Annotated in this window: 23 protein-coding genes; 14 read left to right on the top strand and 9 right to left on the bottom strand. The window is 57.4% G+C overall.

Going from position 1 to position 24,606, the window contains the following annotated elements:
* Positions 1–80: 80 nt before the first annotated feature.
* The 14 genes from rplC to rpsN all read left to right on the top strand — a co-directional run bounded on the left by rplC (position 81) and on the right by rpsN (position 6,648).
* Positions 81–701, top strand: coding sequence for a 50S ribosomal protein L3 (gene rplC, locus JAO77_RS13915; RefSeq protein ID WP_198990956.1), 621 nt, complete (start codon positions 81–83; stop codon positions 699–701).
* Between the two features lie 19 nt (positions 702–720).
* Positions 721–1,368 (top strand): 50S ribosomal protein L4, encoded by a 648-nt coding sequence (gene rplD / locus JAO77_RS13920; protein ID WP_198990957.1) that lies wholly within the window; start codon positions 721–723, stop codon positions 1,366–1,368.
* Positions 1,368–1,655: a 50S ribosomal protein L23 gene (gene rplW / locus JAO77_RS13925; protein ID WP_198990958.1), complete on the top strand. Its 288-nt coding sequence runs from the start codon at positions 1,368–1,370 to the stop codon at positions 1,653–1,655. Before rplD ends, rplW begins: the two co-directional genes overlap by 1 nt.
* Positions 1,656–1,688: 33 nt before the next feature.
* On the top strand, positions 1,689–2,516 hold the full coding sequence (rplB, locus tag JAO77_RS13930; protein WP_198990959.1) for a 50S ribosomal protein L2: 828 nt from the start codon (positions 1,689–1,691) through the stop codon (positions 2,514–2,516).
* 3 nt (positions 2,517–2,519) lie between these two features.
* Positions 2,520–2,798: a 30S ribosomal protein S19 gene (gene rpsS / locus JAO77_RS13935; RefSeq protein ID WP_198990960.1), complete on the top strand. Its 279-nt coding sequence runs from the start codon at positions 2,520–2,522 to the stop codon at positions 2,796–2,798.
* Position 2,799: 1 nt separating this feature from the next.
* On the top strand, positions 2,800–3,237 hold the full coding sequence (rplV, locus tag JAO77_RS13940; RefSeq protein WP_198990961.1) for a 50S ribosomal protein L22: 438 nt from the start codon (positions 2,800–2,802) through the stop codon (positions 3,235–3,237).
* A 6-nt stretch (positions 3,238–3,243) separates the two neighbouring features.
* The gene (gene rpsC, locus JAO77_RS13945) at positions 3,244–4,125 is read left to right on the top strand and encodes a 30S ribosomal protein S3 (protein WP_198990962.1); all 882 of its coding nucleotides are present in this window, start codon (positions 3,244–3,246) and stop codon (positions 4,123–4,125) included.
* A 94-nt stretch (positions 4,126–4,219) separates the two neighbouring features.
* Positions 4,220–4,648 (top strand): 50S ribosomal protein L16, encoded by a 429-nt coding sequence (rplP, locus tag JAO77_RS13950; RefSeq protein WP_144846865.1) that lies wholly within the window; start codon positions 4,220–4,222, stop codon positions 4,646–4,648.
* Positions 4,649–4,652: 4 nt separating this feature from the next.
* A complete protein-coding gene (rpmC, locus tag JAO77_RS13955) occupies positions 4,653–4,862 on the top strand; it encodes a 50S ribosomal protein L29 (protein ID WP_198990963.1) in 210 nt (69 codons plus the stop codon).
* 2 nt (positions 4,863–4,864) lie between these two features.
* A complete protein-coding gene (rpsQ, locus tag JAO77_RS13960; RefSeq protein WP_198990964.1) occupies positions 4,865–5,164 on the top strand; it encodes a 30S ribosomal protein S17 in 300 nt (99 codons plus the stop codon).
* A 9-nt stretch (positions 5,165–5,173) separates the two neighbouring features.
* A complete protein-coding gene (gene rplN, locus JAO77_RS13965; RefSeq protein ID WP_068340463.1) occupies positions 5,174–5,542 on the top strand; it encodes a 50S ribosomal protein L14 in 369 nt (122 codons plus the stop codon).
* 3 nt (positions 5,543–5,545) lie between these two features.
* Complete coding sequence (gene rplX / locus JAO77_RS13970; RefSeq protein ID WP_144846875.1) at positions 5,546–5,809, top strand: 50S ribosomal protein L24; 264 nt, start codon at positions 5,546–5,548, stop codon at positions 5,807–5,809.
* Positions 5,810–5,821: 12 nt separating this feature from the next.
* Positions 5,822–6,379: a 50S ribosomal protein L5 gene (gene rplE / locus JAO77_RS13975; protein WP_198990965.1), complete on the top strand. Its 558-nt coding sequence runs from the start codon at positions 5,822–5,824 to the stop codon at positions 6,377–6,379.
* Positions 6,379–6,648 carry a 30S ribosomal protein S14 gene (gene rpsN, locus JAO77_RS13980; protein ID WP_144846881.1) on the top strand — a complete coding sequence of 90 codons (270 nt, stop codon included), beginning with the start codon at positions 6,379–6,381 and terminating at the stop codon, positions 6,646–6,648. The genes rplE and rpsN overlap by 1 nt, the downstream gene beginning before the upstream one ends.
* A gap of 632 nt (positions 6,649–7,280) precedes the next feature.
* Here the strand turns inward: rpsN and JAO77_RS13985 are convergent.
* From JAO77_RS13985 to JAO77_RS14025, 9 genes are all read right to left on the bottom strand, one after another.
* Positions 7,281–8,354: an MraY family glycosyltransferase gene (locus JAO77_RS13985; RefSeq protein WP_198990966.1), complete on the bottom strand. Its 1,074-nt coding sequence runs from the start codon at positions 8,352–8,354 to the stop codon at positions 7,281–7,283.
* Positions 8,355–8,416: 62 nt separating this feature from the next.
* A complete protein-coding gene (locus JAO77_RS13990) occupies positions 8,417–13,807 on the bottom strand; it encodes a T9SS type A sorting domain-containing protein (protein ID WP_198990967.1) in 5,391 nt (1,796 codons plus the stop codon).
* A gap of 305 nt (positions 13,808–14,112) precedes the next feature.
* The gene (locus JAO77_RS13995) at positions 14,113–14,280 is read right to left on the bottom strand and encodes a hypothetical protein (protein ID WP_198990968.1); all 168 of its coding nucleotides are present in this window, start codon (positions 14,278–14,280) and stop codon (positions 14,113–14,115) included.
* Between the two features lie 235 nt (positions 14,281–14,515).
* Positions 14,516–18,130, bottom strand: a complete 3,615-nt coding sequence (locus JAO77_RS14000; RefSeq protein WP_198990969.1) for a PAS domain S-box protein — start codon at positions 18,128–18,130, stop codon at positions 14,516–14,518.
* A gap of 29 nt (positions 18,131–18,159) precedes the next feature.
* Entirely contained in the window at positions 18,160–19,506 is a 1,347-nt protein-coding gene (locus tag JAO77_RS14005; protein WP_198990970.1) for a sigma-54-dependent transcriptional regulator, read from the bottom strand.
* 529 nt (positions 19,507–20,035) lie between these two features.
* Positions 20,036–21,265 carry a DUF1972 domain-containing protein gene (locus JAO77_RS14010; protein WP_198990971.1) on the bottom strand — a complete coding sequence of 410 codons (1,230 nt, stop codon included), beginning with the start codon at positions 21,263–21,265 and terminating at the stop codon, positions 20,036–20,038.
* Positions 21,266–21,322: 57 nt separating this feature from the next.
* Entirely contained in the window at positions 21,323–22,489 is a 1,167-nt protein-coding gene (locus tag JAO77_RS14015) for a glycosyltransferase family 4 protein (RefSeq protein WP_198990972.1), read from the bottom strand.
* 85 nt (positions 22,490–22,574) lie between these two features.
* Positions 22,575–23,819, bottom strand: a complete 1,245-nt coding sequence (locus tag JAO77_RS14020) for a glycosyltransferase family 4 protein (RefSeq protein WP_198990973.1) — start codon at positions 23,817–23,819, stop codon at positions 22,575–22,577.
* A gap of 2 nt (positions 23,820–23,821) precedes the next feature.
* Positions 23,822–24,559, bottom strand: coding sequence for an acyltransferase (locus JAO77_RS14025; RefSeq protein WP_198990974.1), 738 nt, complete (start codon positions 24,557–24,559; stop codon positions 23,822–23,824).
* Positions 24,560–24,606 lie beyond the last annotated feature (47 nt).

Raw genomic sequence — 24,606 nt, forward strand, 5'->3', positions numbered from 1 at the left:
TATTCTCCTTACCTTTGCACTCCCTTAGCGAAAAGGCCACTCGGGCCTTTTCTTTTTGTGTCATTTAATATCCACACAGAATGCCTGGCATCATCGGTAAAAAAATCGGTATGACAAGCCTCTTCACTCCGGACGGGAAGAACATTCCTTGCACGCTCATCGAAGCGGGTCCGTGCGTAGTGACGCAGGTTAAGACTGTCGAAAGCGACGGTTACAACGCAGTTCAAATTGCCTACGGCGAGAAGAAAGCGAAGAATACCACTAAGGCACTGGCTGGCCACTTCGCCAAAGCCGGCACCACCCCCAAGAAGCGTTTGGTAGAGTTCCGCACTGAGGACGTAGCCACCTATTCGCTCGGCAGCACGGTTGAAACCTCGCTGTTCGAAGAAGGTGAGTTCGTTGACGTAGTTGGTACCTCGAAAGGTAAAGGCTTCCAAGGTGTTGTAAAGCGTTACAACTTCCAAGGTGTGGGTGGCCAAACCCACGGTCAGCACAACCGTCTGCGTCACCCCGGTTCTATCGGTGCGTGCTCGTGGCCTTCCCGCGTATTCAAAGGAATGCGTATGGGTGGCCGCATGGGTACCGACCGCGTCAAGATTCAGAACCTGAAAGTGATGCGTATTGTGGCTGATAAGAACCTGATTTTGGTGAGCGGCTCGGTGCCCGGTGCCAAGAACGGCTACGTGGTTCTGGAGAAATAACCTGCTAAGCTTACTAGAGATGGAACTGTCCGTATTCAATAGCAAAGGCGAAGACACCGGCCGTAAGGTTACGCTGTCAGACGCCGTGTTCGGCCACGAGCCGAACGAGCACGTCATGTACCTTGACGTGAAGCAGTACTTGGCCAATCAGCGCCAGGGTACGCACAAATCGAAGCAGCGCGCCGAAGTGGCTCGCACCACCAAGAAACTGAAGAAGCAGAAAGGCACCGGTGGTGCTCGTGCTGGTTCGATGAAATCGGGTGTATTCGTAGGTGGTGGCCGTATGTTCGGCCCGCAGCCTCGCGATTATGGCTTCAAGCTGAACAAAAAGACTAAGCGCGTTGCGCGTCTGTCCGCTCTGTCGGTGCTGGCTCGCGAAGGCAAAGTAGCTCTGGTTGAAAACCTAACGCTGAGCGCTCCTAAGACTAAAGAGTTTGTTGCCATTCTCGACGGTCTGAAGCTCAACAATGGCCGCAAGACCTTGTACGTAGCTGCTGAGGCTGACAAGAACTTGCTGCTAAGCGCCCGCAACGTGCAAAAGGTGAAAATTGCTACCCCTGTAGCTCTTAACACCCACGATTTGCTGAACACCGACACCCTGCTATTGAGTGAGGATGGTCTGCGTTCGCTGGAGCAATTGTACACCGCTAACAACTCTGCCGAATAATGAGCACGCTAAAACGCCCCATTATCACTGAGAAGGCTACCAGCCTCACCGAAAAAGGCCGCTATGTGTTCGAAGTAGAGCGCACAGCCAACAAGGTGCAGATTAAAAAGGACATCGAGCAACTTTACGGCGTAACCGTGCTAGACATCAACACGATGCGCACGATTGGCAAAGTGAAGTCGAAGTTCACTAAAGGTGGCCAAGTTTCAGGTCGTCGCGCCCACGGCAAAAAGGCCGTCGTGACCCTGAAAGATGGTGACATCATTGATTTCTACGGCAACCTGTAGTTGCCTTCGCCGCAAAAGCCCAACTAGCTAGTAATGGCACTTAAAAAACTCAGACCAACTACGCCCGGCCAGCGTTTCCGCGTGGCCCCGGCCTTCGACGAGCTAACCACGTCGACGCCGGAGAAGTCGTTGCTGACCTCGCTCAAAAAGAGCGGCGGTCGTAACTCTTCGGGTAAGATGTCGAACCGCTACATCGGCGGTGGACACAAAACCCAATATCGTATCGTTGACTTCAAGCGTGATAAGAACGGTGTTCCGGCCACGGTGAAGACTATCGAATACGACCCTAACCGCACTGCTCGTATTGCCCTGCTGCACTACGCCGACGGCGAGAAGCGCTACATTATCGCCCCCGCTGGCCTGAATGTAGATACCGTTATCGTATCGGGCCCTGGTGTAGCTCCCGAAGTTGGCAACGCTCTGCCGCTCCGCGAGATGCCCCTAGGTACCATCGTGCACAACATCGAGCTGCAGCCTGGTCAAGGCGCCGCTATCGCTCGTTCGGCTGGTACTTACGCGCAGCTAGTAGCTCGCGAAGACCGTTACGCCACGCTGAAATTGCCTTCGGGTGAGATGCGCATGGTGCTGGTTACCTGCACCGCTACGGTGGGTACCGTGTCGAACGGCGACCACATGAACGTGGTAATGGGCAAGGCTGGCCGCAATCGTTGGGCTGGTCGTCGTCCCCGCGTTCGTGGTGTGGCTATGAACCCTGTTGACCACCCCATGGGTGGTGGTGAAGGTAAGTCGTCGGGTGGTCACCCGCGCAGCCGTAACGGCATCTTCGCTAAGGGTCAGAAAACCCGCAACAAGAACAAGTACTCTGAAAACCTGATTGTCAGCCGCAAAGGCAAGAAGTAATATATGGCACGTTCACTCAAAAAAGGGCCGTACATTGACTTCCGGCTCGAGAAAAAGGTAGAGGCGCTCGATAGCGCTGGTAAGAAGTCGGTGGTTAAAACTTGGTCGCGGCGCTCGATGATTTCGCCTGACTTCGTAGGCCACACCTTCGCTGTGCACAACGGGAATAAGTTCATCCCGGTCTATGTAACTGAAAACATGGTCGGCCACAAGCTCGGCGAGTTCGCGCCCACGCGCAACTTCCGCGGTCACGTCGCCAAAAAAGATAAAGGCAAGCGCTAAGATGGAAGCAGTAGCCAAACTCCGTAACGTGCCTACCTCGCCGCGCAAAATGCGCTTGGTAGCCAATCTGGTACGCGGCAAGCGCGTAACCCAGGCCCTCGGTCTGCTCCGCTTCGAAGCCAACTCGGGTGCCGAGCGCGTTGAGAAGCTTCTCCTGTCGGCCCTAGCCAACTGGCAGCAGCAAAACCAGGACGAACGCATCGAAGATGCCAACCTCTATGTCACCGAAATTTTCGTGGACGAAGGCCGGCAACTGAAGCGTCTGCGCCCCGCCCCCCAGGGCCGTGGTCACCGCATCCGCAAGCGTTCGAACCACATCACACTGACGGTTGGTCCGCAGCGTGAGTCGCAAATGTCGAAGAAAGAGCTGAACGCACTGAACCGCGCCATCTCGACTATCGACGCGGCAACTTCTACCGAAACCCCCGCTAACGCCTAATCTACCATGGGACAAAAAGTAAATCCGGTTGGCTTTCGACTCGGCGTTATCAAAGGCTGGGACTCCAACTGGTACGGCGGCAAAGACTTCGCCGACAAACTAGTTGAAGACGAGAAGATTCGTAAGTACATCAACGCCCGTATTCAAAAGGGTGGTATTTCGCGCATCGTTATCGAGCGTACACTGAAGCGCATCACCATTACCATCAACACGGCTCGTCCGGGTGTGGTAATTGGTAAAGGCGGCCAGGAGGTTGATAAGATTAAGGACGAACTCAAGGAAATTACCAAGAAGGACGTTCAAATCAATATCTTCGAGATTAAGCGCCCCGAGCTGGATGCTCGCCTAGTAGGCGAGAGCATCGCCCAGCAGCTGGCCGCTCGTATCTCGTTCCGTCGCGCAATGAAAATGTCAATTCAGGCCGCGCTCCGCGCTGGTGCTGAAGGCATCAAGATTCAGTGCGGTGGTCGTCTGGGTGGCGCTGAAATTGCCCGCTCGGAGCAGTACAAAGAAGGTCGTACCCCGCTGCACACATTGCGCGCTGATATCGACTATGCCCTGTCGGAAGCCCAAACGGTGTACGGCAAAATCGGCATCAAAGTGTGGGTAATGCGCGGTGAGGTGTTCGGCAAGCCAGACTTGTCGCCTAACCAAGCTCCCGCTGGCGGCCAGGGTGGTGATGAGCGCGGCGGTCGCAACGACCGCGGCCCGCGCAACGACCGTGGTGGTGACCGCGGCCCGCGTCGCGATGGCGACCGTGGCGGTGACCGTGGCCCGCGCCGTGACGGTCAGGGCGGCGGCAACCGTGGCGGCCAAGGTGGTGGTAACCGTGGTGGTCAGGGTGGCGGTGCCAACCGTGGCGGCCAAGGTGGCGGTCCCCGTCGCTAAGCTTTAGTTGAAAGTCTAAACCGTATCCTGAATTATTTTTTTCAGGGTACGGTTTAACGCTAATAATTTTTCAAGTTTTCTTTTTTTACTCAAGATGTTACAACCGAAAAGGACCAAGTATCGCAAGATGCAAAAGGGTCGCGTAACAGGCCTAGCCTACCGCGGCAGCTCCATAGACTTCGGTTCGTTCGCGCTTAAGTCACTGGAAATCTCTTGGATTACGGCTCGCCAGATTGAGGCGGCTCGTATTGCCATGACCCGTGCCATGAAACGCGAAGGGCAAGTATGGATTCGCATTTTCCCCGACAAGCCAATTACCAAGAAGCCTGCTGAAGTGCGGATGGGTAAGGGTAAAGGTTCGCCCGAGTATTGGGTGGCCTGCGTGAAGCCCGGCCAAATCATGTTTGAATCGGATGGCGTGAGCCTCGAAGTTGCTAAGGAGTCGCTGCGTTTGGCGGCCCAGAAGCTGCCGGTTCGTACCTCATTTGTAGTTCGTCGCGACTACGTAGAAGCCGCTGCTTAATTCGATGAAAAACGAAGAAATCCGCGCCCTGTCCATCGAGGACCTGCGCACCCAGATTAAAACCGAGCAAACTAACGGCCAGCAGTTGCGCTTCGCGCACGCTATCAGCCCGCTCGAAAACCCCGGCCGTTTGAAGGCCAACCGCAAAACCGTTGCTCGCCTGCAAACGGAGCTTTCGCGTCGGAACAATGAGCAGGCTTCTAACCAAGCTTAGTAATGGAACCGACTCAAGAAAACCTGCTGCCGGCTCACGATGCTGCTTCGGACCGCAACATGCGGAAAGAAATCGTGGGCAAGGTGACTAGCAACAAGATGGATAAGTCCATTACGGTTGCCGTAGTCGCCAAATACCAGCACCCGATTTACGGTAAGTTCGTGAGCAAGACCACCAAGTTCCACGCCCACGACGAGAAAAACGAGTGCGGCGAAGGTGACCTGGTGCGCATCATGAGCACCCGCCCCCTGAGCAAGACTAAGCGCTGGCGCTTAGTTGAAATTGTTGAACGTGCTAAGTAATCCTGAACGATGATACAGCAAGAATCCCGCCTCACGGTAGCCGACAACAGCGGCGCCAAGGAAGTGCTCTGCATCCGCGTACTGGGTGGCACGGGCAAGAAATACGCTACGGTTGGCGATAAAATCGTGGTAGCCATCAAATCGGCTATTCCTTCGGGCAACGCCAAGAAGGGTACGGTTAGCAAAGCCGTTATCGTGCGCGTGAAAAAAGAAATCCGTCGCAAGGACGGTTCTTACATCCGCTTCGACGATAACGCTGCCGTACTGCTCAACAACAACGACGAGCCCCGCGGCACGCGCATTTTCGGGCCAGTGGCCCGTGAACTGCGCGAGAAGCAGTTTATGAAAATCGTATCGCTAGCCCCCGAAGTAATCTAAGCTATGGCGACGAAACAGAAAGCAGCCCCCGTTCAGCTGCACGTGAAAACGGGCGACAACGTACTCGTAATTGCCGGCGACGAGAAGGGCAAGCGTGGCGTTATTAAGTCGGTGAACCGCTCGACCCAGCGCGTCATCGTGGAAGGCCTCAACCTGGTGACTAAGCACAACAAGCCTAGCGCGAAAAACCCCCAGGGCGGCATCACTAAAATCGAAGCCCCTATTCACGTTTCTAACGTGAAGAAGGTTGATTCGGCCAACGCTTAATCCGCTACGACAATGGCCCGACTGAAAGATAAATACGAGAAAGAAGTAGTACCCGCGCTCCAGGAGAAATTCCAGTACAAGAGCGTAATGCAGGTACCGCGCATCACTAAAATCTGCATCAACCGTGGCATCGGTGCCGCTGTTGCTGACAAGAAGCTGGTGGACAACGGGGTTGAAGAGCTGACGACCATCACCGGTCAGAAAGCCGTTCCCACCATCGCCAAGCGTTCGGTGTCGAACTTCAAACTCCGTGAAGGTATGCCAATTGGCGCGCGCGTAACGCTACGCGGCGAGCGCATGTACGAGTTCATGGACCGCCTACTGACGGTGGCCCTGCCCCGCGTACGTGACTTCAAAGGCATCAACGATAAAGGCTTTGATGGCCGGGGTAACTACACCCTAGGTGTGAAAGAGCAGATTATCTTCCCCGAGATTTCGATTGACAAAATCAAAGGCATCGCGGGTATGGATATCACCTTCGTGACCACCGCCGAAAACGACGAGCAGAGCTACGAGCTGCTCCGCGCCTTCGGAATGCCCTTCGCTAACGCTAAAAAGGACGCTCAATAATGGCTAAAGAATCCATCAAAGCCCGGGCCCGCAAGCGCGTTGCCCTGGTAGCCCGCTACGCTGAGAAGCGCAAGGCTCTGAAAGCTGCCGGTGACTACGCTGGTCTCGACAAGCTGCCCCGCAACGCGTCGCCTGTGCGCCTGCACAACCGCGACATGATTGACGGCCGCCCTCGTGGCTACATGCGCAAGTTTGGTATCAGCCGCGTTCGCTTCCGCGAAATGGCGCTGGCTGGTAAGATTCCCGGCGTAACGAAGTCGAGCTGGTAAGACAGCCGCTTATATATAAAAAGCCCCATGTAATTTAATTGCATGGGGCTTTTTATATGTGCAATAATTACTGTCACGGCATCTTATATATGTTATCTTAATTTGACCAGTTTCTCAAGCATGCAAATAGTACATGTGTTTAGTAAGTGTTTTCTAGTATTTGCTATCATCTGCGTGTCTTGTAAAAAGCAAAATCCTGCTGATTTAAAAAAGAAACTAGTTGGTGAATGGATAATGGCTACTTCTTCGAGCAATGAGCCCAATTTATTGATTTATCCAACGAGCGATAATGGACTATTTGTCTATGATAATTTAGCGGGTAAATGGTGCAGCTATAGTGCTTGGCTATCTATTAGCAATGACACTCTTTTGGGGAGGCAAGGATGCTTAAGGCATTATCACTTTAAGCTAATGTATTTGCCTAATCGAGATGAGTTGGTAGTAGATGATACACTTTTATTAAGGCATAGTGAATCGATACCTAGGCAGCTTATAAACTAGCGCTCATAATAAAGCTCCCAACTTTAAATGCCATTTAAAGTTGGGAGCTTTGTTCCTTCAAGATAGAAACGTTTCGCGTCATTTCTTGAAGAATCAGTTCCTGTGTATTGAAAGAGAAATTATTATAGGGACTAGCTCACGGCTAGCTTGCGAAGCGATTCACGGTGTTGCCCTATCTCCAGTACGATACTTAGGGCTACCCCCAAGGCTACTAAGCCTCCGATGAGTGGTAGGTTACCTAGGGAGGAGAGATTGACTACGCATAGAATGACGGCCACATTGAGTAGGCCTAAAAAGAGCACGGTAGTAATCTGGGAGAAGCCTAGCGCTAGGATGCGGTGGTGCACATGATTTTTATCGGGTGCGAAAGGTGACTTGCCAGCTAGTATCCGTACTAGGAACACGCGGCTGGTATCGAATAGGGGCACGAATAAGATGCCTAGTGCTACGGCCGGCGACGCTCCACCTAAGGGCTGCCCAGGTGTGTTACCCATCTCGATAAACTGGATGGCCAGTACCGAAACGATGAAGCCACATACCAGTGACCCTGTATCACCCATGAATATCTTGGCCTTGTGAAAGTTGTAGCGCAAGAAGCCTAGGACGCCGCCCAGTAGGCATACTGCTACGAAAGCATAGTTGCTAAATGCTTGGCCGCCATAGTAATAAAAATAATACCCTAGGGTGCTGCTGATAATAAGCAGAATAGTGCCCGCTAAACCGTCGAGGCCATCGATAAGGTTGATGGCATTGGTAATGCCCACGATGGCTAGGAAGGTGAGGCAATAGCTGATACCAATAGGCAGCGTATCAATGCCGAAAATGCCCTGTAAGCTGGTGATACGCACATCGGCCATCAGCATCACTACCCCAGTAGCTAGCAACTGGCCGACAAACTTCTTGGCAACCGAAACCGTCACAAGGTCATCTTTGAGGCCTACGAAGAAAAGCAATAGGCAACCTGCCAGTAAGTACTGTACTCCATTGGCAAGCGGGGCGAAGATGGTAAGCGCCGATAGAAACCCCGCTAGCACCGCCACACCACCTAGGCGCGGAGTAGGCATCTTGTGCACCGAGCGATTATTAGGGGCGTCGAATAAGTTCTTGAGGTGCGCTACGTAGATGATAGATGGTACTGCGAATAGGGCTATGAGCAACGCCCATAGTGCTGCTAGAGCTAGTTGAATGCTAAACGTGGAATTCATAAAAGATAAGATTGACTGCTTATTAAGTAAGATGATGTATAACGGACGTTGATAGGCAACGACTAGTGGTGAACTAGGCGCTCTTGGTAGCGGTGAGTGGCCGTGGTTACGCGCAGCAGATATAAGCCAGCCGCTAGTCCTTGGCCATTGAGTGTGAGCAGGCGGCTACCTGCCGGCAACTGTTGTGCGAGTACTACGCGCCCTTGGGTATCGAGCAGCTCTACGCGCTGCATGTCTTCGCCCAGGTTAGTGCCATCTAGATGCAACTCTGAGGAGAAGACAGTGGGCCATACCATGAGCGTTGCTGCAGCAAGGTTTTGGACAACTACGGTGGGGCTGTAAGTGGCGGGTTTGGTAGATTCCAGCACGCGCAGCCGGTAGTACACGGGTTGCCCGCCTAGGGGCTGTCCCAGCGAGGCGTCGAGGTAGCTGTACGTAGCGGTAGCTACTTCTTTGGCGGCTACCTGCCCCACCCGCTGAAAGGCGAGCCCATCGAGGCTGCGCTCTACTTCATAGGTGCTAATGCCTACTTCCTGAGCTACTACCCAACTCAGCAAAGTGCCCGCTTTTTGTGCTACGGCACGCAGCGAGACCAGTGTAACCGGCAGCGGCGCTACCTGCTCGGCGCGAGCAAGGGCAAATTGACTGAAGCTGCTGAGCCCGCTGCGCAAGGCGTAGCCATCGGCCACGCGGCGGCCGTCGCCATCCGTAGGGCTAAGGGTGCCACCGCCGACGCTCCAATCGGCAGCAGTGGTGCTGGTTTCGGGGCGCTTGAGCAAGCCAAAGTAGTTATCGACCAAGTTATTGAACGGCCCTAGGTAGGCGCGGGCAGTATAAGTGCCGCCCGTGGGTTGGGCATCAGGCAGCAATAGCCAGCGGCCGGTCGTGTACAGCTCTACGTAGCGTAGTTGGCTAGGAGCAGTCTCGTTGCAACTCAGCTCGGTCGTTGGCTCGGGGCTAGAGCTAAAGCTGGCATCGAGGTAGCGGGTGCCGACTAGGTTGTTGCTCACTAGGTCGAAGCGCGCGTACTGCGTGCTGGTACCAACCGGGAACGCATAGGTATCGGTGCTGCCCGGTGCTACGTAGCGGCGTAACGTTCCGGCCACGTAGCTGCTGCCACTGGTGCTCAGGCTGGACCCAGCCGAGCTGAAGTGCACCCATTTAAAGCTGCCGGTATTAATGATACCTACTGTTAGGGTAAGGCTAGTGGCCGAGGTAGCATCGCTCTGCAGCGTGAGGCCAGCGCCGTTGTTTATCACTACCCGCCCAAACTCCCCGTTAGCCACCACTTGGGGGCTGTTGCCTACAAACGCTACCTGGCTGCTAGCCGCTACGGTGGCGGTGCCGCCCGTGTTCAGCCAGTCGCCACTCACGGCCAGTTCAGCAGCACTACCTAGGGTGAGCTGGCCGCCCGGCACGAGGTGCAGCGTGCCTACGGTAGCCCCGGGCGCATCGATTATGGGGGCCACCGTTGCCGGGCCCACCGTTACGTCGGTTGTTGGGGTGGGCACGGTGCCACTTGCCCAGTTCTGGCAGTCGAGCCAGCTGGCCGTGGTGCCGTGGCCGGTCCATTGCCCGGCGGGGCCGTCGAGAGGCGCATCGGTCACGACCGGGAAGGGCCCCATGTTCGCGAGTGGAGTGCAGCTAGTGCTGTTCGTAGCCACACTCAGCACTTGGTACTGCGTAGTGGCGGTGCTATTGGGCACTAAATAGTCGTAGGTAGCGCTCGGGATGGTGAGCGTTTCGGTGGTGCCGGCGGTGAGGTTACGAAGCACTACCGTAAGTGGAAACTGCGCTGCGGCTAGGGTAGTGGGCTGCTGGCTGAGCCGGTCGAGGCCCGCAAAGGTGAAGCGGAGCGGGTGCGCGCCTAGCTGCGGGCACACCTGCTGGCTAGCATAGGCAGCCTGCGGCAGCGAGGCAAAGCTCCAGCCGCTAGTATTACCTTGGTTGTTGGCATTTTGGCCGGCCTCGAAGTAAGCCCCACCCTGGGCTTGGCTATCGCGCAGGTAGATGTAGCTGGCGCACACCGTGCCCGAAGGCTTGCTCCAGCTAAACGGCTGGCCATTGACCGTGCTTTGCAGGGTAATGACCTTGGCCCCTGTGCCATTGGCCTGTACTGTAGCATCCGCGGTAAAAGTGGTGGTGGTGCCCGCCCCAAATTGGTAAGTGGAGCCCGGCGCCAGGGATAATTGCTGCGTAATCGTATTGCTGCCCGTCACGTAGTTTACCCCCGCCAGCTGCAGGCTGGCGATGGTGCTGCCGCTGCCACCCACGGTATGAGTAGCGCCCGCGCCCGTTTGCACAATATTATAGGCGAAGCCATTGCCGTTGAAAGCCGCGCCAGTGCTTAGCAAAATGGTTGAGGTGCCAGCGTCAAACGTCAGCGAAGATGGCTGGCTGAGTGCCCACGCCCCGGACGTGATTTCGACCGTGGAGGAACCTAGCAGCAGCGTACGGCTAGGTGGCGTGGTAGCTCCGTCGAGCGGAGCGCTGGCCAAGCTGCGCAGTTGCAGCGGTTGGTTGTTGGTGAGCAGGGTGCCAGCCGTGAGCGTGAGGCCATTGCCCCCAGTGCGGGGCTGAAGCAATGCATCTGCCAGGTTAATGGTTGCGTCGGGCGCATTAATGGTGAGGGCGCCGCCGAAGGACTGGCCAGCGCTAGTGAGCGTGCCATTGCCTAGGAGCATGGTTTCCCCTTGCCACTGCTGGTTCATTGTGGGGCTCCAGGTAAGTGAGCCATAAATAGCCAGCCGGTTGGCCGCCGCGCCGCCGAAGGTGGGGGCGTTGGTCACCGCGGCCCAGCTTAGGCTGCGGCAGGAGGCCAGCACTGCATCCTGCGTCACGGTTTGATTAGCTAGGGTAAACGACTTGCTGTCGAATACCACGTAGTCGAGCTGATTGGGCACGCAAATGCCGGCCGCCCCGCCGCTGCTCAGGGCCCAGTGGGCAGGGTCGCTCCAGTTGCCGCCGTTGCCAACCCAGTAGAGGGTGCGCGGCACGGGTGGGTTGGTAAAGCTGATGCCGGAGTTGCCACCGTTGTCGAAGCATTGATTGGCCGTCCACTGGCTACCGCCCGTGAAGGTTACATTGCGCAATGCTGCGTAGGCCACCGGCTGGTTGGCCGTGCCACCAGCTGGTTTGCTAAACGTTACGCGGGCCGTGCCCGTGCCGCCGTTGATGGTTACGTAGCCCGAGCAGTCGCCCCCGGCTACCAGCTGCGCATTAGCATCAAAAAGCTGGCTAGAATTATAAAAGTTGTATATCCGGCCAGCTGCCATGCTGAGCTGCTGCCTGAAGGTATTGCTGGCGCTCACGTTGGCCGAGCCCGCAAAGCGAAGCTGGTTGAACGTAGCTATTGCGCCGCCGCCCGACACAACCGTGGGCAGCGAGCCCGACGCAGGGTCCGTAAACGCGACTATGTTGTACACCAGCCCAAGTCCGGCTCGGAAGAAGGCCGGCTGGTTGCGAGTAGAGTTAGAGCTAATGCTGATGGTGCTGGTGCCTGCATCGAGGGTTACGCCCGGCGCTACGTCCCAGGTGTAGGTGGTGCGCACTCCCACGTCGCTCGTGCCCGAGGCGGGTGTCAGGGTTAGTAGGCTGCTGCCCAGCTTCACGCTCACGGGGGCGGCGCTCACCGGCCCACCGGCACTGCTACCCGTGGTAAAGACCGAGCCCGTGGCGGCATAGCCACTGGTGAAGCCCTGCGCTTTGATGGCTTGATTACTGGTGTTGAACGCGCCTGCTTCTACGTACAGGCGGCCATTGGGCGAGGTAGCGCCGGGGGCCAGCGTCAGGGCATCGAGCAGGGTATACGTGCTGCCAGGAGCCCGGAAGTACACGTTGCCCAGCAATGTTCGCTCGGCCGTAGCTACGGTAGAGGGCAAGCTGCTGACCTCATGGCCGTAAAAAACTAGGTCAGCCTTGGTGCTGATAGTCATGGTGGCTGCTAGGGTTAGCGAGCCGCCAATGCCGAGTTGCTTTTGCCCTAGGTCGGTAGCGGCCTGGCTAAAAACGGGTGCGTTGGCCCCCGTCCAGTCCATGTCGCGGCAAAAGGCATTGGAGCCGTCCAGGGTTACTACCTGTCCGGCCGCCGTAAAGGAGTTGGCATCGAAGCGCACGTTGGTAGCCAGCGTGGGCAGGCAGCCGCTGCCGGTGGGCGCGCCCCCGCTGGTACTGGCCCAGTGGGTGGCATCGTGCCAACTGCCACTGCCGCCTACCCAGTACAGGTCGCTCGTGGGCAGGGCCGTAAAAGTTATGTTTTGAGTATTACCGCGGTTAAGCGAGCTAGTGGCGCGCACGCTGCCGCCGCCGCTAAATGTAATGTCTTGTACTGCCGCGTAGGCAATGGTTGTGCTGCTCCAGCTACCTGCCCGCTGCAGCACCGCAGCCTGCCCGGGCACGCTCGATTGCAGATGCGCTAGGCCGGCGCAACTGCCACCTAGGGCCAATACGGCGCGCGAACCCAGCATCAGCGTTTGGCCACCCGCGGCGCGCAGCACAGCTTCGGCGCCTACGCCCAGCGTGCCCGTGATGGTAGCCGCGCTAGTCAGCGCAGCATTGCCCTTAATGGTAAGCGTATTGAAGGTAGACCCCGCTACACTGAATGTGGCGCTCGCGCCGGCCGCTACTTCTACCGTATTATACGTTTGCGCTGTGCTAATGAAAGTGTACGCGTTGGCTGTGCTGCGGGGCGTGGTGCCCATGCGCAAAGTGCTCGTGCCTGCTTCTAGGGTCAGGTTAGAGCCTGCTACCTCCCAGGTATTTACTGGCGCCAGTAGGTTGAAGGTGCTCGCGTTCAAATAAATATCGCGCACGCGGTTGCCCGTGCTGCGCACTCCGAAACACGAAACCGTGGCATTGCCAAAATCGACGCTACCCGCCATCAGCAGCAGGCTGGGGGTGCCAGCGTACTGCACCAGGTTTACATCGCTGCTGAAGGCCCAGGCGCCGGCCTCGCTCTCAAAGCTCAGCCAGCCATTGATAGGCACGGCGCGCAAGTCTAGTTCGTGCCCGCCTGAAGTGGCTAGCAGGCGAAAGTTGGCGTCTTGCCGACCTAGGCCGGTGGCTAGGCGTAGGTCGCCATTTACTTCTACCGTGCCGTTGCCCAGCAGGCGCATGCCCGTCACGGCAGCGCCGCCAGCTGGCGTGTACACGGCCCCCGTCCAGTCCATATCGTGGCAGGTTACGGTGGCCCCGATGCTCACTGTCTGGTTGCTGGCAGTGAAAGAATGAGCATCAAAGTGCACGTCGTCGGTGCTTTGGGGCACCTGGGTATGGGTTCTGCTGCCGCCGCTGGTGGTGGCCCAGTGCGTAAGGTCATCCCACTGGCCGTTGCCGCCTACCCAGTAGTAGTCGGCAGCATGGGCAGCCGGCCCGGCCGCCAGGAAGGCTAGTACTAGCCCCCAGCGGCCAGCGCTAGCCCGCCGCCAAATAGCATAAATAGAAGCAATTATCATTACGAATAAGCGTACATAAATGAAATAGACTAGGCGGGCTGGTCGCTGGCAAGGCGCTTGCGGGCACTTGCCAACGCTGTTGCAGCGCGCGGCTGTGCTAGGGCCCCTCAGCAATACCTAGGTGCCTTAGGCAGTGCCACCAGTGCCATTAGCCGCACTGATAGCGTGCGGTAATGTTTCGCCGCGCGCCTCACAGCCTATAAGCACGCTATGAGAGCAGAACGCAGGCCCTAGGCTCTCACGAATCCGTGAGGAAGGAATAGGCACGGGTTGCCCTAGCCCCCGGCCGCGTAGCTGGCTTGTAGCTACTTTAGTAGGGTCGCGTTGGCGACGAGGGAGACTACGGGCTTGGCTTGCGCAGCTGCGCTACGCAGTACTACTCGCTGGGGCGCGGCACCCTGGCGGCTAGCCAGCGCAGGCGTATTGCGAGCTGGCTGCATCTGCTGGTTAAGCACCAGCAGTGTAGTGAGCAAGCCAAGGAGAAAAAGCCAAGCCTTTGTAGAAGGTACTTTGAGCACAGAAATAGAAGGCGGTACAGTTGGTAGCATAAGACAGGTTTTTTATGCCCTGTGCCAGATGCGTACCAAACGAGCCTAACCCGCATAAATACCTATTAAATAGCTATTCATGCGGGTTAGGGTCGTGGCGAACGTCCGTTTTTCAGAATGTGACTCTGAAAACTGGAGACCGGGGCGGACGAGGCGCAGGCTACTGCGCCCGGCTGTCGCGCAGCGTCTGCAGCTCGGCACTCATGTCGGCCAGCACCTGACGTAGTAGGCGGTCGGCCGCTTCTACCAGCGGCTGCAAGTCGTCGTAGCTGTAAGGCCCTTCCCAGTTTTCGAGGCGGTCCATCAGAGCTACGGCCGGCTGAATCTGGAGGTGCACCAAGCTGGGACGCAGCTTGTGCGCTGTGTTTTGCAGGCCTTGTATGTTGCCTACTTCAAGCGCCCGCCCTAGGTCCCGAAGCGCATTATAAGTGCCTTCGATAAACGTCTTAAGCATCGACTCCACAAACTTCTGATTGCCGCGGGCCGTGTCCAGCAGCATATCCAGCTTGTACAAGGTGCCATCTGAAGGGACGTCGGGCATAGGAGCCGCGGGCGGTGTCGGCTCGGCTGAGGTTTCTGCCTCGGAGGGGCTGCCATGCGGACGCAATACCCAGTCGTGCACCAGCTGCATGAGCTCGTCTTCGTAGAACGGCTTGGTGAGGTAGTCGTTCATGCCGGCCGCTAGGCAGCGCTGTTTTTCACCATTGATGGCCGAGGCCGTGAGGGCGATGATGGGCGTGGTAATGCCTAGCTGCTGCCGTAGGTGCTGGGTTGCGACAAAGCCATCCATCACGGGCATCTGCACATCCATCAAAATGAGGTCAAACTCCTGGGTTTGCGCCCGCTCAATGGCCTCCTCCCCGTTTTCGGCTTCTGTTACCTTGAGGTGTGCGCTTCGCAAAAAGCTCTTGGCCAGCAGGCGATTATATTCATTGTCTTCGACCAGTAGAATGCGCTTGCCACGTAGGTCTTGCGGATTGGCAATAGCTGCCGACTTGCGCTGTGGCAGGTCATTGACAGTGCCAATGGGCAAAAACAGGCAGAAATGACTGCTAGTGCCCTTGCCCTTCTCGCTTTCAATGTCAATTTCGCCGCCCATTAGCCGCGCCAGGCTACGGCTGATGCTAAGCCCTAGGCCCGTGCCCCCAAACTTGCGTGTGATGGAGGAGTCCTCCTGGCTAAACTCTTGGAAAATAGACTGCAAGTAATCGGGGTCAATGCCCACGCCGGTGTCGCATACCGAGAACGCAACAATAATTTGCCCATTGAAATAGCCCGCTACTTCGCATTCCACAGTTATTTCGCCTTTGTCTGTGAATTTTACGGAGTTACTAACCAGGTTTAGCAAAATCTGGGTAATACGGTAGGGGTCACCAAGTACTACGTTGGGGATGAGTGGACTCACTTTCGTAACGAAACGCAGTCCCTTCTCCTCAGCTTTGTAGAGCATGGTCTTTTCGACCTGCTCGCAGAGGCGCGCCACGTTGAAGCCCACCCGCTCGATGGTCATCTTGCCCGCGTCGAGCTTCGAGATATCCAGAATATCGTTGATAATGACGAGCAGGTTCTGGGCCGATGTGGTAATGGCGTGCAGGTAGTTGCTCTGGCGCGGGGCCAGCGTGGTCTTGGCCAGCAGCTGGCTCATGCCCAGAATAGCGTTCATGGGCGTGCGGATTTCGTGGCTCATGTTGGCCAGGAAAAGCTCTTTGGCTCGGGCCGAGTCTTCGGCTTGCTGCTTGGCTTCGCGCAGGTTTTTCTCTAGGTGCTTCTGGTGCGTGATGTCTAGGTTAATGCCAATGGTGCCCGTCGGCTGCTTATCCTGGTCGTAGAGTGGGGCCGCCCCTACAAAGAGCCACTTGCGCTCGCCCTGCTTGGTAGTGACTTCCAACTCATAAGAACCCGAAATGCCCTTGCGGCGGTCGGCGAGGCGGTCGCGCAGCGAGTCGACTGCGCCTGACGACATGATGAGAGGGTGCAGCGGCTGGCCCAGCAGCTCGTCGGCGGTGTAGCCCATCATCTGGCAGTAGCTGCGGTTGGCGTAGAGCACCCGGTACTCTAGGTCTATCTCTACCAGCCCGAGCTGCATGTTGTCGATGATGTTGCGGTACTTCTCTTCCTGCCGCTTCAAGGTTTGCTCGGCGTGGTAGCGTTCGGTAATGTCCTCAAACTTCCAGAGGTGACCGATGCTTTTCTCCTCTTGCCACACGGGCACAAACGAGCACTGCAGTACGCGGCCATCGTGCAGCACAATGATGTGGTCGAAAAAAGCTTCTCGGCGGGCTACCGTTTCGGTTACCTTGTCCAGGAAGTCGTGTTCGCTAGGAAACAAATGCCCTACATGCTGCACAATTTCCCGCTCGTGCAGGCCCACCAGCCGCTCAGGCGGTGTATCAAACCCAAAAATTCGGCAGAAAGCCGGGTTCGTTTGCACAATGCAGTGCCTTTCATCAACTAGCAGGATGCCCCGCTTCAGGCTGTCGATGGTGGCCGATAGGCGCAGCGCCGCCACCATCAGCTCGCTGTTGGCCTTTTTATTGGCCGAAATATTAATGGAGAGGCCCGTTATCAACCGGGGTTCGCCATCGTCGTCGTACTGCGTAATGAGGCCGCGGCTGAGCACCCACAGATAAGAGCCATCGTAGCAGCGCATACGGTGCTCGCTGCTGAAAATGGGGGTGTTGCCGGCTTGGTAGTTGTCTAGGCGCCAGATAAGCTGCGGCATATCGTCGGGGTGCGTGGCTTCGCTCAGGCCGCGGTACTTATCCGTTTGCTCGGCGGGTGGGTAGCCAAGCAATGCCTGCAGCTCGGGCGAAAAGCGCGTTGCGTGTTTGCGGCAGTCATACTCCCAGGTACCATCACCTAGGCCGTCCATTGCCAGTTTGCGGCGCAGCTCGCGGCGGCGGTCGGTTTCCTCCGCTTTTTTCAGCAGGGTAATATCCTCGATAAAGCCGCTGTATACTGTTCCCTGCGCATCGCGGTACGACAGCGTGGCGTTGCCGCGCCACCAAATGATGGGCTGCCCCGGCCGCACCAGCCGCCCTTCAAAGTGCCAAGGGTCGGCGTTATCGTCGGCAGTAGCGGCGGCCACCGATGCGATATAGCGCGCCCGGTCATCAGGGTGAATGAGTGGCAGCAGGCTGCCAGCGTCGCCCGGCGTCACTCCAAACAGCTCGCGCATTTTGGGGCTGGCGTAGAGCGAGGTGAAGCTGCCATCGGGGTTTTTGCGCCAGCGAAACAGCACCCCCGGCACCTGCTCGGCTAGCTCGCGGTAGCGCGCCTCGCTCTCGGCCAGGGCTAGCTGGGAGCGCTTTTCCTCCGAAATGTCTTCTAGCATGCCCACAAACAGGGGCTCGGCGAGGGCGGGCAGGCACAAGGGGCGCATGCGCATCCGGAGCCAGCCGCCCTCGTAGCCAGGGCACAGGTCGGGTAAGTCAAACTGAAACGCTGCATTACTAGCCAAGCCCATTGCAATCAGCGTTTGGGTGGCCTCGGGTAGGGGCCAGCCCCCTAGGTGCTTTATGGGCTGCCCCACCAGCTGAGACAGCGAAGTATGGCACCGGGCCAAGAAGCGCGAGTTGGCCCAAGTCAGGTGGCCTTGCGCGTCGGTGGTGAGCACCCCCACAAACAAGTCCTGCATCTGAGCCACGAAGTTGGGCAAGTCGCCTAGGTAGGGGCTAGTGGCGGCTAGCTGCATAGCCGCCAGCTGGCTACGCAGCATAGCTATTTCGGCATCGCGCGCGGCCAGTTGGGCCTCACAAGAGGTATCAGAAAGCATAGTACTCCAGAAAATAAAGCGACCGACAACTAAATTTCGCCGTCCTGTATCATCTTATAAATCGTGGACTTACCTACGTCCAGCTTCTGGGCCACCAGCGGCACGTTGTCCTGGTACTTGGTCAGGTAGTGCCGCACGATGGTGCGCGTGTACTCGCGCAGAGTTTTCTCCGAATCCAGGAAACCCGCCTCGCGCCCAGCGGGCGCAAACACAATGTCAGCGGGCTCTATCTCGTGGCCATTGCTGAGCACGGCCGCCAGCTCAATGATGGTTTTGAGCTCGCGTACGTTGCCGGGGTAGTTGTAGGCCTGCAGCTTGTCCTGCGCCGCTTTGGAGAGGCTAATGGGCGGCTTCTGGTACTCGCGGCAAAACTCATCTACGAAGTGCTTGGCCAGAAACAGCACGTCGGAGCCGCGCTCGCGCAGTGGCGGCAGCACCAGCGGCAGCCCGATGATGCGGTAGTACAAGTCTTCGCGGAAGTTGTTGTTGCGCACCTCTTCCGACAGGCTTTTGTGGGTGGCCGTGATGAGGCGCACATCAAGCTTGATGCGCTCGTTGCCGCCCACCCGCTGCAGCTCGCGTTCTTGCAGCACGCGCAGCAGCTTGCTCTGAATGGCGGGGTTCAGGTCGCCGATTTCATCCAAGAACAGCGTGCCGCCGTTGGCTTCTTCGAACTTGCCAATCTTGCGGGCCACGGCGCTGGTAAAGGCGCCTTTCTCGTGCCCAAACAGCTCACTCTCCAGTAGCTCGGCTGGAATAGCAGCCATGTTCACGGCCACGAACGGCTTTTTGTGTCGGCCCGATTTCATGTGAATGGCCTTGGCCACCAGTTCCTTTCCTGTGCCCGTTTCGCCAGTGATGGACACGTTGACTGGCGTTTGAGCGGCTTTTTCCATCAGCCCAAAGAGCCCCTCGATGGCCGGGCTGTGGCCCTTCAGGATTTTGCTGAAATCGTACTTGTTTTGCAGCTGGTCTTCGAGGCGCTTCACTTGCTCGCGTAGCGAACTGGTTTCGCGCAGCTTCTGAATCGCGTTCCAGAGCAAGTCCTTGGTGTTGTCGTCCTTCACCAAGTACTCGGCCGCGCCCGCCTTGAGCAGCTGCACGGCCGTCGCAATCTTGCTTTGCGCGCTGATAACGATAACCGGTATTTCGGGCCAGCGCTGGCGAAGGCGCGTCAGCAGCTTGTCGCCACTGATGTCGGGCAGCGAAAAATCTATCGTGACCACATCGGGCCGCAAATGCATGTTGTCCAAGCACTCTTGGCCTGAGGTCCACAGTTGGACCGTGTCCTCGGGATTGAGCGAAAGGTGATAGTGTAACAGCTGACCATACCACGGGTCATCTTCTACAATGAAGATAGTAAAGGGGGCTTCCATGCTAAGCCTAATTTCTTGTAAATCAAAGGACACGCGTAGGCGCAGCCCCCCCATAGGGTTAGGTGCGTCTACTCAACACCAAACAATTGCTCCGGAACTGATAGGAGTCTAGTAAGTGGTGTGGAAATCGATTGTGGAAAGCAAGAAAGACGGGAGTTCGCGGGGCTGCCGAGTTACGGCCGATAGGCAATCAAGCCGAACGGGTAACAGAGTGGAGGAAATAGATAAGAAGAACTTAGACATCAGGAACGGCTATTAACTAAATAAGGTCAGGCGCTTAGTAGCGCCTGACTTTTATCAAGGTACGGAAGGCAATTGGTAACGGCTGAAAATAGAACTTCACTATGAAGTGTATTTATCGGTAATCAGCTGCGTTAAATAATGCAATAATTTGATTGTTAAATTATTATAGAGTATAGTTGAGGCTTAATAATAGATGGTATTTTTTAGAGAGTTTTACCTCGTCGGCTAGCCAGCCGATATACTTGCTGCATAAGGACCTGCTAGCCGAACCCAAATTACGTTATTCCTAGGCCTTCGTTTCCTCGTAAAACATATTAAGGGCGCCATACTGGCCGAGCTGGTGCTGTACCAGTTCGGTGGCGGGCAAGTAGCTAAGCTGGGGGCGCAAGCCGGCTTTCGCTTCTTGGCTTTTAGTAGAATATACCTTATTAATGAGATAATTATACTTCTTGGCGATAACGGCCCAGTTGTAGCGGCGGTCGGCGATGGCCTGCATTTCCTGGCCCAGCGCCTTCCAGGTGCGAATGCGGGTTTCGGCGATGTGCTTTTTGAGCTCGGCTTTGTCAGAGAAGTACACGGCCTTGTGCTCGGTAGTGGCTTTGTTAAACGACACGTCGAAGGCCAGTACCGGCAGGCCCAGGCACATGGCCTCTACCAGCGAAGGGTTGGTACCGCCCGCACTGTGGCCGTGCACATACACGTGGCAGTTGCTGCGCAAAATGTCGAGTTGCGTCTGGTCGTAGATGGGGTCGAGCAGGTGCAGGTTGGGGCACTGGCCAAACTCCTGGCGTAGCTGGCGGCCGTAGGCGCTGTTGTTCCAGTTGCCCACCAGTACGAAGGGGTAGCTCGGCAGTTCGGCAAAGGCCCCGAGCACGAGATGCACGTTATTTTCAGGCTCGATGCGGCACACCTTGAAGGCGTAGGGCTGGGCCAGAAAAGGGTACTTTTCGCGGGCGGCGTCGGTGATGGACTGCTTGCGGGCGTGGTCGCCGCCGTACTCAATTACGCGGCTGCGGGTGCTGTAGGCGCGGGCCGTGTAGTTCTGAATGGCGTCGTTGTCCGAGATATCAGCGTGCGAAAACCGTACGGCCAGGCTTTCCGACCAGCGCAAAAACCACTTGGCGTAGCGGTTCCACTTGTCGCGGCGCCACTCTATGCCGTCGATAGAGATGATGATTTTCTTGTTGGTAAACCACTTCACGAAGGGCAGCAAAATGCCGCCCGGCACCCCTAGGATGAGCAGCACGTCGGCAAACAGCACCGCGTGCAAAATAGAAAGACAGTCGTAGATAATGCTTTGCGCACCATTGGCCTCGAAGGGCAGGTACACCAGCTTAGCGCTTTCGTAGTGCGAGCGGCGCTCGGCCTTAGAGTACTTTTTGCCGCTGCAATACACCGTGAGGTCGTGTTCCTGGTGCAGGTGCTTCACGAGGTAGGCCGTCAGGGTTTCGAAGCCACCGTAGCAGGCGGGCAGACCCACGGTACCGATAATAGCAACTTTCTTCTTGGTAGACATGTGATATAACTGGGCAGAATTCTAGGTTAAATCTTATTGTAATTACTTGGCCTTAAGCTATGCTAGCGCGGGTCTTGGCGTGTAAACTGGCTGCGTTACAGCCGCGGCGGGCTCAGAAACCATTTTAGGTGCCAGCGGCAGCAGTAGGCCAAACGTGCGCAGCACTTGCTCGGCAAAGCGCTCGGGGCCGAAGGTGGCGGCCCGCTTGCGAGCAGCGGCAGCCATGCGGGCATACACCGGGCCATTGCGGTGCAGCAGGCGCAGGGCGTGCTGCAAGGCCCCTAGGTCGCGCCCATTGATGGCGAAGCCGGTGTGCGTGTGCACGTTGACTTCGGCCACGCCGCCCACCGGCGGCACTATCACGGGCCGCCCGTAGGCCAGGCCTTCCAGAATGGTCATGCCGAAGGTTTCGACCCACTCGTCGGGCCGCGAGAGGTTGACAACCACGGCGGCGCGGTGGTAGTGCGGGTGCATATCGGCCGTGGCCGGAAACAGCTTAAGGTTATTAGGTACCGAGTGGCGGGCGGTGTAGTCGGCCAGGGCGGCGGGTGAGGCATTGAGCACCAGCTCGAAACTCATTTCGGGCAGGCTGCGGGCCAGGGCAAAAAACTCGGGCACACCCTTGTAGTCACGTAGCGAGCAAGCCATCAGCACCACAAAGGGGCGGGGGCTGGCGTAGGGCAGCGAGGCCGTATTAGCCTCAGCGATAAAGCTTGGCGCCAACGAGTTGTACACTACTTCTTGTTCGGCCACGGGCAGTGCTAGTGTCGTGCGCACGTGCTCCGACACGCACAGCAGCTGGTGGGCCGTGCGCTGAGCTACCGCGCACAACAAGCGCCGCAATGGGGCCGGCCGCAGCGATACCTCGTGCAGGTGGTACACCACCCGGGCGCCTCGGCAGCGAGCCGCCAAGGCCGCACCAGCCGGCAGCAGCGAATTGACATATACCACGTAGCCAGGGCGGGCCAGCAGGAGCACCTTCCAAAACACGGCCAGCTGCACCAGCGCAAAATTGAGCAGCGTGCGCCACTGGCTCGCCGACCAGCGGTAGGCCAGCGGATGCAACGTCACGCCTGGCAGGTCGCTCAGGAAGCCTGGCTCGCCGGGCGTAGCCGTGAGCAGGTCGATGCCGTAGCCGGCCTCGGCCAGCACAGCCAGCGACTGCCGCAGCACCAGCGGGCTGCCGCTGCGGTCGTTTAGTAAGTGTACGGCGATAATGCGCATTTGATAAGGTATTAGCTATCAGCTAGTGGCTGCTAGCTTTTAATTTATAAGTCGAGAAGTATTGATAGAGACTAATAGCTAGGATTTAAGCGGCCAATGCTTCTTGGTAAATGCGCTGAAGCTGCTGGCCCCGGCGCTCCCAGGTGTGGTGCTGGGCCACGTGGCGGCGGCTAAGGGCGGCCTCGGCGGCCAGCATGCGCGGCGAGTCGTGGAGCCAGCGCAGGCGCTCGGCAAAGTCCTTAACGTTTTGGTTGAACGCCTTGTAAGGTACTTTCAGGCTGGAGGCGGCGGGCGTCAATTCGCCGGGGCCTTCATTTTCGTAGCACAGTACTGGCACGCTGTAGCTCATGGCCTCGGCCACTACCATGCCTGCTCCTTCATGCGAGGGGAAGAAGAACACTGATGCCTCGCGGTAGATATCGAGCAATTCGTGGCGGGCCAGCCAGGGGCGGTGCACTGCGCAGTCGGTCAGCTTATTATCTTTCAAGAGCTGCTGCAAGCGGCCTTCTTCGGGGCCACTGCCGATGAGCAGCAGGCGAGCTTTGGCTTGCTCGGCGGCGGGCAGGGCATGGTAGAATTTGGCGAAGGCCAGAATCACCATATCAAAGCCCTTTAGCGGTACCATGCGGGCGGCAATCATTACCGTAAAGTCGGCTTTGGGCGCAGGCCCGGCACCTAGGGCTACAGTGGGCAAGTCTACGGCCACCGAGGGCACTATTTCGTAGCGGCTGGCGGGTAGACCTAGGCGCGGAGCTACGGCCGAATTCATGCACAGCACCCGCTCCGAGGCCCGGCGCGTCACGCGCAGGAAGGGGTCGAGGGCCCAAAAAATGTGCTTTAGGCTGCCAATCGCCCGGTCTTTCACGAAGGCGGCCTTGCCATACTGCGCCAGGTGACTGGCCGGAATGGGCGGGTGGTGCCCAATAGGTCCCCACACCATAGGCCGGCCCAGCAGCCACAAAAACGAGGGCGTCCAGTCGTTGTGAAAGTTGAGATTGTGTACCAGGTCCACAGCCAGCTTCTGGCGGCGCAGCCATACGGCCAAGCTCACTTGCCACATGTAAAAGTAGATAAGCGACAAAAGCGGGCCTTTTTTCCACCAGCGCGTCCAGGCCGGCAGGTCGAAGTAACGGAAGTCTACGTTGGCAGCCAGGGCAGCAGCTTCGGGGTTTTCGGCGAGGTAGCGCTCGATGTGCGGGCCATTGTTCTCGCGAGTCACGGCCACTACTTTTTGGAAACGAGCGGCTTGCAAAATGAAGTTCCAGCCCATGCCATCTTCCGAGCCTTTGTAAGGATTCACGGCGTAGGCGGTGATGAGTACCGTATTCATAATCAGGCAGCGGCGAGAATGTTGTTGATAGCCTCAGCCGTAACCGGCTGAGGGGCACGGCTCGAAATGATGCGCGCCGGCACCCCGGCCACCACGCTGCCGGCCGGTACCGAGCGCGTCACGACCGCGCCCGCTGCTACCACGCAGCCCGCTCCGATAATGACGCCATCGAGCACGGTAACCTTGCTGCCAATCCAGCAATTGGGACCGATGCTGATGCCCTGGCGCGTGACGCCTTGCAGGCGGATAAGCTCGTTGTAGTTGCCGTGCAGGTGGTTTTCGGGGTGGCAGCTAAAGTATTGACCGATAATGCAGTCGTCGCCGATGCTAAGGCCACCACCGCCCCCTAGGTAGGCAAATTCGCCGATGCCCACGCGGTTGCCCAGCTTGATGTACTGGCCAGGTTCGGCCAGCGACGTCGACACGATGACTTGGCTAAAGGCCCCGATGCTCACGCTGTCGCCCATTACGAGGCCGCCCTGGCCCAAGCCGCTAAAGCGGGCGTAGTCGCCCACTTTTAGCCACTTGCCAAACCGGATGCGCCCTAGGTGCTGAAACCGCACACCCGCCCCCAGCATAGCCCCACCCGAAGCCCGGCCCCGCAGCCACAGGCGGCAGCCGCGCAGCAGGCTCCCAGCCGTCTGGGTCCCGAAGCTGAGCAAAATGCCAGTGCTCACAGCCTGGTGCAGCGCGAAGTGCGGATTGCGGCGGCGTACGAAGCGTTCGAGTAAAGATTTCATATAAAGCGACAGAATATCAGTTATTTAATTCTAATAAGACTTTAGGC

The sequence above is a fragment of the Hymenobacter sp. BT559 genome (assembly GCF_016427535.1).
In the GTDB taxonomy this organism is placed as follows: Bacteria; Bacteroidota; Bacteroidia; order Cytophagales; family Hymenobacteraceae; genus Hymenobacter.